3 protein-coding genes are annotated in these 8,631 nt (G+C 43.1%); 2 read left to right on the forward strand and 1 reads right to left on the reverse strand.

Going from position 1 to position 8,631, the window contains the following annotated elements; genetic code table 11:
- Window positions 1-1,029, reverse strand: a 1,029-nt coding sequence (locus ACFIK7_RS02540; protein ID WP_375662877.1) for a DEAD/DEAH box helicase family protein, incomplete at its 3' end; no start/stop codon positions are given.
- A 1,042-nt stretch (window positions 1,030-2,071) separates the two neighbouring features.
- Here ACFIK7_RS02540 and ACFIK7_RS02545 point away from each other — a divergent pair.
- Both ACFIK7_RS02545 and ACFIK7_RS02550 read left to right on the forward strand, forming a co-directional pair.
- Window positions 2,072-3,868 (forward strand): ShlB/FhaC/HecB family hemolysin secretion/activation protein, encoded by a 1,797-nt coding sequence (locus ACFIK7_RS02545; RefSeq protein ID WP_375662878.1) that lies wholly within the window; start codon window positions 2,072-2,074, stop codon window positions 3,866-3,868.
- Between the two features lie 25 nt (window positions 3,869-3,893).
- Window positions 3,894-8,631, forward strand: a 4,738-nt coding sequence (locus ACFIK7_RS02550) for a filamentous hemagglutinin N-terminal domain-containing protein (RefSeq protein WP_375662879.1), incomplete at its 3' end; no start/stop codon positions are given.

Consider the following 8,631-nt stretch of genomic DNA (forward strand, 5'->3'; position numbering starts at 1 on the left):
AGTTGTTCTATGGGCTTCATCACAAATGATCAGATCAAATTCAGGTAACCCATGGGTATTTTGTGCATCCGAAATCACTTGAATGGAATGATAGGTTGAAAAGATGACCGTCATTGCATCTGCTAGGTTTTCGCAAGCTTCTTTGGCAAGGGCTTTCGCATCCGTGGTAGCAGGGAGAACAAGATCTGATGTTTCCATGCCAACAATATCATCTTGGTTTTTACGACGCTTGCCTACTTTCGTATCAGAACAAACCGCAAAGGAACGCAACGGGACTTGTGCATCGGCTGTCCATTCACGGATTGTTTGCGAAACTAAAGCCAGAGAAGGAACCAGAAACAACACACGCTTGCCAGTTCCTGCTATGGTTTCTGCTATCTTAAGGCTAGTGAACGTTTTGCCCGTACCACATGCCATAATAAGCTTGCCACGGTCTGCTTCTTTTAAACCTTCACAGACTTTCTCAAGGGCTTCTTTTTGATGATCTAAAAGCTTTTTTTTGGGTTGCTCTTTAAGAACGGCTTGTCCTTGTTCTTTATACGCCCCCCAATCAATTTGACTGTTTTCTAAATCAAACAGATTAATCTGTTGAATACGAACCTCTTGACCATCACAAGTGTTGTTAGCATTATCACTCCAATTGCTTTCGGTGCTATCAACCAAAATACGGCGCGTAAAAATCTTTTTCCCAGAGGTAGCGATAAAGCTATCAATATCTTCTTTTTTAATTATGTGAGAAGCATTATAGCATTTACATTGAATAGCCGCATAACCTCCTTGATCACGGATTGTAGCGACCAGATCAATACCAATATCCGTTCCATCTTCTCCATGCTCCTTAGCCCATTCCAAATAAGTCTGAACCTTTTCGTATTCCTGCTTTTGAAGCGGGTCGTTTGTCAAATAAGCCATGACAAGGTTTTCAAACATGGTTCCTAATTCACGGGGTGATTTAGCTTGTTGACGATAATATTCTAAGAGAGAGCGTAAAGTGACATGTTCATTATCATACTTATTAAAGTGATGCATATTACAACAGGGCTCCGTTTTCATATGAGAGGGTTAATTCTTATCAAAAGAATTAAAACGAAGCTTATTAAATCCATTTTGAACGAATTGAGAAAAAATGCAGAAAAATGCTAAAAAAGCCGATAATTTTTTCAAAAGTTTTTTAAATGCTGTTTATACGCAGCCCATGAGAGAGATCAGATCAGCAAAATAGTGAAATTTGCTGTTTATTTTATGGAAAAAGACAAATGAAGCATGTGCTTTTAAAATATTATAATGATTATTTTGATAGGTTTTATGAGTCACTAAAATAATCTAGTTTGTTAGTTCAATTTACAGACACAAACTGACAAATATATATTATTGATTGTATTTAAGGTTGTATTGTCGATATAGGTTGTATCGTTAAAATNTTGTTAGTTCAATTTACAGACACAAACTGACAAATATATATTATTGATTGTATTTAAGGTTGTATTGTCGATATAGGTTGTATCGTTAAAATGCTAACATATTGAAATATAATGTTTTTAATTTTTTCTCATTTAAAAAAAATAATATAGGAGCTAGAATGAACTGACAAGACTGACAAAACTCTTCTGATAAGGTCACTCAGATCATTATCTTTGGAGAACGGGTGCTTAATGCGCTGTACAGAGAGTTTTGCCTATTTGAGTAGAAAGTTTTAAAAGACGTTTCTTTATTGTTTTCTATGATGGTTTTTGACGACAGAATGTGCTTGATAGCACGATGTCTCGTTTATATGCGTGTTGAGTGGTTTAGAGGAGCTGGAGAGTGAATTTATCTCTAATTATTGATAAATATATTGTAGCATTAAACTGGGGATATTGATGTATTAACCATTGACGGGCTAAACAGTTTTGTTTAGAGGTTTCTTTATATAAATGTGGGGGAGAGATCTTCAGCAGTTAAAATAAAGCAGTTTTTGGGTGTCACTTTTTTGGTCACAGAGGCATGTGCTTTTGTTAAAAGCGTCATAGGGCAGTGGCTGTTTTGAGTGGATTTATTAGCGGTTCCATGAAGTTCTTTTAAAGAGTGCTTCATGAATAATGCAAAGCGGGGGCAATCTGTATTGTTATTGATATTTTTACGCCAAAGTTCTCTTTTGAGAATTTTTCGTGCCATTGTTGTTTTCTTTGGCTTGTTTACAGGTGTAAATGTTTATGCGCGCTCCTCAGCTATTTTTCATTCCCCAACCGATAATTTTTCTCGCCAACAATCTGAGAAGCAGCAATTAGAAAGAATTGAGAAATTACGCGCTTTAACGCCTAAAAGGATCAAGACGCCTTCAGAGCAAAATCCAGAAATGCTTTTGGGTGGGAAGCAATGTTTTCCCATTCATGCTCTTGTTGTTGAGGGAGTGCATCATGTCAAAAAGCGCTTTATATCAGCTGTAACAGAGCCTTATGTTGGAGGATGTATCGGTCTTTTTGATATTCAGCTCTTAATCAAGAAGTTAACCAAAGTTTATTTGGATCAAGGCTATGTAACGGCGCGTTTTTACATTCCTGATCAAGATATCAAAAACAGCAAGACGCTCAAATTTGTTGTCATTGAGGGGAAACTTTCAGAGATTTACTATAATGGTTCACCGGCGTCTCGTTATAACAATGTTGTATGGAGTGCTTTTCCTGGGCTTCAAGGTCATGTTCTGAACATGCGCGATATTGAACAGGGGCTTGATCAGATCAACCGTTTGAGTTCAGCGCACGCTCAAAGCGAACTTCTTCCAGGGCGTGAAGAAGGGAGCACCATTGTCAATATTAACAATCATCCCGATAAAACTTTCAAGGTTACTGTTTCTCATGACAATATGGGACAATCTTCCACGGGTTATGCGCGTTATAGTGCGGGCTTGAGGGTAGAAAATATTTTAGGGATGAATGATGCGTGGGATTTTAACTATCAGCGCAGTCAGACAGATTATTGGGGTGGGAGCAAGCAAGAAGGACATAGCAATAACATTTCAGCGAGTGTGAGTATTCCGTACGGTTATTGGACCTTTGGATTGAATGGCACTGTTTATAATTACCAAAGCATTATCCCTGGCAATTTTACCGATATTGAGACGACGGGGGATTCCAGTGAGTTGCACGCCAGTACAAGCAGAGTTCTTTATCGTGATGGTGTTTCCCTTACAACCTTGAATTTAGGTCTTTCTTATAAAAGAACCAACAATTACCTTCTTGGCAATAAGATTGAAGTGGGTAGCCGTCAATATAGCGTCGCCAATTTTGGGATTTCGCATTCGCGCCAGATGTTGGGGGGGACTTGGACCTTTGATGTGAGTTATTTGCAAGGGCTCCCCTTGTTTCATTCTGTCAAGAAGCACGATCCAGGGGCAGGGGATGCGGAGCCACAATTTGCCAAATTTACTGGTACGCTTAGTGTCATGACGCCTTTTAAGGTAGGGGGCTTGGACTTTATACTGAGCAATCTTTTGAGTGGTCAATATTCACCGCATAATTTATTGGGTGCTGAACAGATTTCGTTGGGGGGCGCTTCCAATGTTCGTGGCACGCGTGAGAGTTTGCTTTTTGGCAATAACGGTTTTTTTAGCCGGAATGATTTGTTGCTACGCACCATTCCGTGGAGCAATCACACGACCTTCAAAAAGGTTTTTGGTGAACTTCGCCCTTATGTTGGTTTGGATTATGGGCGTGTTTTTGCACAACCCTTGTATGGGATTAAGAGTGACCAGCTTGCCGGTTGGACAGCGGGTGTCAAGCTTGCGGGAGGCATGGTCTCTCTTGATGCTAGTTATTCCAGTATTTTTTGGAGCACAGTTAAGCACAAAAAATCAGGAACATTTTTTATGACATTAACAATGGAACTTTAAGCGTTTTTTATTGGGGAGTTAAAGTATGAGATATGAGAAGAGAGCAGAAAGAGCAGCTTTATTAGGTGTTTTAGTCTCCAGTACGATGCTCAAAAAGGTTTTATTTGGGGGACTTGGTTTTTCTTGTTTGTTAGCACCTTCAGCGTTACAGGCACAAATTACTGTGGATCCTAACGCTAATGCCGCCTATCGTCCAGATATAGTAGCAGCGCCCAATGGGGTTCCCTCGATTGATATTGTTACCCCCAATGGCAAGGGTTTATCACACAATAAATATAACGATTTTAATATTGGAAATCCAGGTGTGATTTGGAACAATCATGCGCAAGAAGTGGGGCAATCGCAGTTGGGGGGCATTATGCCGGGCAATCCGCATTTGCGCCTCACGGGTTCGGCGAAAGTGATTTTAAATGAAGTGACCAGCAGCAAGCGCAGTGCTTTGAATGGTCCAGGAGAGGTTTTTGGGAGCCCAGCCGATGTGATTATAGCCAATCCCAATGGGATAAGCTGTGATGGTTGTGGCTTTATCAATACGCCCCATGCGACCTTAACCACAGGTGTTCCCGAAATTGATGCGAGCGGTTTTTTGAAAGGCTTTGAGGTGCGAGGTGGGGATATTACCTTTGGCGCCAAGGGAGCCAATTTTTTCTCTGGTCAAGGGGCGGTTGATATTGTCGATATTGTCTCACGCACAGTGCATTTTGAAGGAGCTGTTGCGGGCAAGGAAATTGGAGTGACAGCAGGGACGGGTCACTTTGATTATGCTTCTCGGCAGATGAAAGAGCTAACTGATATTACTGGTAAACCGGAATATGCGATAGATGGCTCTGCTTTGGGGGCTCTACAGGCGGATCAGATTAAACTTGTGGCAACAGAAAAAGGTGTAGGGGTTCGCATGCGCCATGATATGGCAGCCAATGCGGGGCAGTTGCATCTTTCTGCTGACGGGAAAATCTCGTTGAAGAATGTTTTTGGTCATGAGGGTGTTGTTCTCAAATCGAAAAGCCAGAGCGTATTGGCAAAGCACATCACCTCGAAAAAGCATATTGATATTGCCGCCCATAAGGATGTGACGTTAGAAACGGTTGGCGCTGATGGTCATTTGAAGATAGAGGCGCAGGATGGGCTTTTATCGATTGCCGGTAAGGCAACCTCTGGGGGCAATATGGAGCTTTCTTCGCGCCAGACACTTCAAGTTTCAGGGCTAGGGTCAGGCGCTGATATGGCTCTTGAATCGGGCGGAGACTTGAAGCTTGAGGGGATTGTTTTAGCGCAAGGGAACCTCAAGGCGCATGCCGGTGGTGATATACAGGCGCAGCTTTTAGCCGGTGGGGTTGATATGGCGGCAACGGGTGCTGCTGGTGTTGTTGTTCTTGGCACCCAAGGGGATGTTGATCTCCAGAGCAGTCAAGGTGCGATTGTCGCTGAAAGTGTTTATGGGGCAGGAGATATCACCCTAGTTTCTCATAACGGGCTATCTGTGTCTCAAACAATTCTGTCGCATCAAAATGTTGCCATTCAAGCACAACCAGAAACAAATGCTCCCGTTCATTTTAGGCAACTTTTAGCCTATGGCAAGGCAAATATTGAGGGTGGGGCGGTTGATTTTTCTTCACTGATGACGGGTGAAGAAGCTGTTTTAAAGGTAGGCAACCTTGATGCTGGCACACTGATGACAGGTGTCGTTTCTACGGGCGGTTCAGGGGATCTTGTTTTAGATAAAAACGGCTTTCTTTTGATTACAGCAAAAGAAGGGGTGAAGGTTGGTCAGATTGCCAGTGGTGGTAATATTGAAATTTTTGCAGGCAACGACATCTATTATGATCAGGTCATGGGCTATGGCAGCGCAACATTGACATCGGTATCTGGAGAGATCAGTGTTGAGAATGTGCTGTCTGCTGAGGGGGATGTGAGGTTGACAGCAAACACTCTCGATTTAAGCAATAATCGTTCTCATATTTACACGCCGCAAACGCTGTATTTAATTGCAGATCATATTGATGTCTCAGAGAGCGAATTGGCTTATGGCGGTTTAGATTTTAACAGCACCAATGCCCTTGATATTCACAATGCGCGGCTACAAGCCGTGACAGATCAGGGTGGAACTGGAGATATTCTCTTTGTTGCTCCAAGCGTTATGGTTGATGAGACAACTTCTGTTTTAGCAGCACGAGATTTCGTGATCAAGACGGGGGAGCTTGGAAATAGCGGTCAATTGGCATCGGGGCAGGATTTAGTCTTTAGCGTGACGGGGGATGTGACCAACAACAAAACGGGCTTAATTTATGTGAAGGGCAATGGTGCTTTACAAGTTGATGGTGCTTTGCTCAATGATTTTGGCACCATAATGACAGAAGGTGATTTATCTTTCACCAATGCAGCTGGCAGCGGAAAAAGCCTTTCCCTTGTTAACAAAGCAGGCTTTATTCAAGCTGGTGGAAACTTAAATATCCAAACCAACACCCTGAAAAACGAAGCTGATAGCACGCCTGTCATCATGGAAAAAACGGAATATAGCGATATTTCTTTCCAAAGACCAAAGGGTTCTGATCAACTCAGTGATGGGATGTTATATCAGGAGGACCCCAATCTTTGGGGAAAGGGGCACGAATATCAAGAAGATAAACTAATAGGAAAAGGGCATGTAGAACTTTTTTTGGATATTCCACTTTGGGCGAGCAAAGAAGGAACCTATGGCACTGCAATTTCAAGCGATGGAATAGTTTATAAGGCATTCACTTGGAAACATAAGTCTATAAAGAAGGAATTGTCTGTACACCGGTATCAATGGAATGGTGATAGGTGGGGGGTCTTATCCCCAAATGAACACTGGTCACATATGACAGAAAAGACTGTCACACAAGCATTTTCGCATAAACCAACAGTTTCGGGGGTAATACAATCTAGTGGCAACCTCATCATTAACGCTGATACCATTGACAACCATTATAGCTCTATGAGAGCAGGGGGAAATGCCAATATCCACGCCAATGTGCTCACCAATTTGGGGGCAACAGCTTATAAAAACACTTATCTTGGTTGTCAGGCTTATACAGACAGTTGTTATGGCTATAAAGCTGATGGAAGCCGCGATGTTTCTTTAGATATAGCCAATGGCAAGGATCGCCAGATTGGTTCAGAAGCTTTGGAGAGCGTTCCTGGTCTTGTCCAAGCGGGTGGCACGTTGAATTTGGTGGTCGATCAACTCAATAACACGGCAGCGGAAGGTTCGATTACAGGGGATGCGCATTTTAAAGCACAAGCAGTTGAAGGCAATCCACTGGAGTCCTTAAGTGGTTTAACCGGGGTTGATGCTCTCTTTACACCAAAAGTGGATCTCAATAATACAGGGGAACTTTCTGAGGGGCTCCCTTTACCAAAGCCCCAATCGGGTGGGGTTGGGGGCACGCTGCCCAATCAAAATTTCATTTATGAAACTAGAGCAGAATTTCTTGATGTTGGCAAGTTTTATGGCTCAGCCTATTATTTGAACAGAATTGGCTACAATCCTGACAGAGAGATTTTTTTCTTAGGCGATGCTTATTTCGAAAAGGAATTGATTGAAAAACAAATGCGTGATCTGGTTGGTCAAGGTTTGGGCAAAGGCTCCTTTATTCCTGGAAGTGATGCCATTGAACAAGTCAAAACTTTGCTGGATGTCGGGGCAGAATATGCAAAAGCACACAATCTCCCTTTTGGTGAGGCTTTGAGTGAAGAACAATTGGCGTCCCTAGAAGCCCCGATGGTGATTTATGTGCGCCAACAGGTCAAGGGCATGGATGTTTACGCACCGGTGCTTTACATCCCTGAAAAAGACAGAGCCTCCTTTGTTTCTGCTGGGGCTTTGATCATGGGCGATGATGTGAATATCACCAGCCAAAATACGAGCAATTCAACGATTATCAATTCAGGGCGGATTGCGGCAAATCACCAATTGCATGTGCATGGTGGGGATATCCTCAGTCAAGGGGGGCATTTTGCGGCGGGTGGGGATGCTGTTCTCCTTGCGGAGAAGAATATTCGTTTAGATGCAGGGCGCACAACGGTTGACGGCGTGGAGACCGTTTTAAACACCGAGGCGCTTTCTGCTGGTGGTAATGCAACGGTGATTGCTAAACAAAATATCACCGCCTCCGGGGTGGGGATCACCACCGGAGGTGATCTTGCCATGGCTACAGAACAAGGTAACTTGACGATCGGTTCAGCAGAAACCCATTACCATGATGAACAGGGTGATGCCACCATGCATCATAAATCGGCATTAAACTCTGGAGGCTCAACGACACTTCTCTCTGGACAAGATTTGAATATTCTAGGCTCTGATGTTCAAGCAACGGATAAACTTCTCTTGCAAGCTGAGAGGAATGTTTCGATTGATGCCACACGCAACAGCATGGACAATCAGAGTGGGAGTGAAACATCTCATGTTGCTTTACACAATGGCTCTCATTTAAGTTCTGGAAAAGAGACCACTGTTCTCTCAGGTCAAGATATCCATATTGCTGCTTCCGATATAGATGCCAAGGGCAATGTTGGTCTTGGTGCCCAAGGGGAGATAACAATAGGGGTGAGAAACGATGAGATGGAGTATCATCTTCGCACCAAAAACACGAAAGTGGACATGCAAGCTTCTCATGCGGTTGGATCTTCGATAAAATCGGGAGGTGATACCACGGTCATTACAGGGCAGGATGGCAAACCGCATGATCTTAGCATCACAGGCAGTTCCATTGCGGCTGATGGCAAGGTAGGGCTGAAAGCCA

It is taken from the genome of Bartonella sp. CL266QHHD, from assembly GCF_042195355.1.
Classification (GTDB): domain Bacteria; phylum Pseudomonadota; class Alphaproteobacteria; order Rhizobiales; family Rhizobiaceae; genus Bartonella.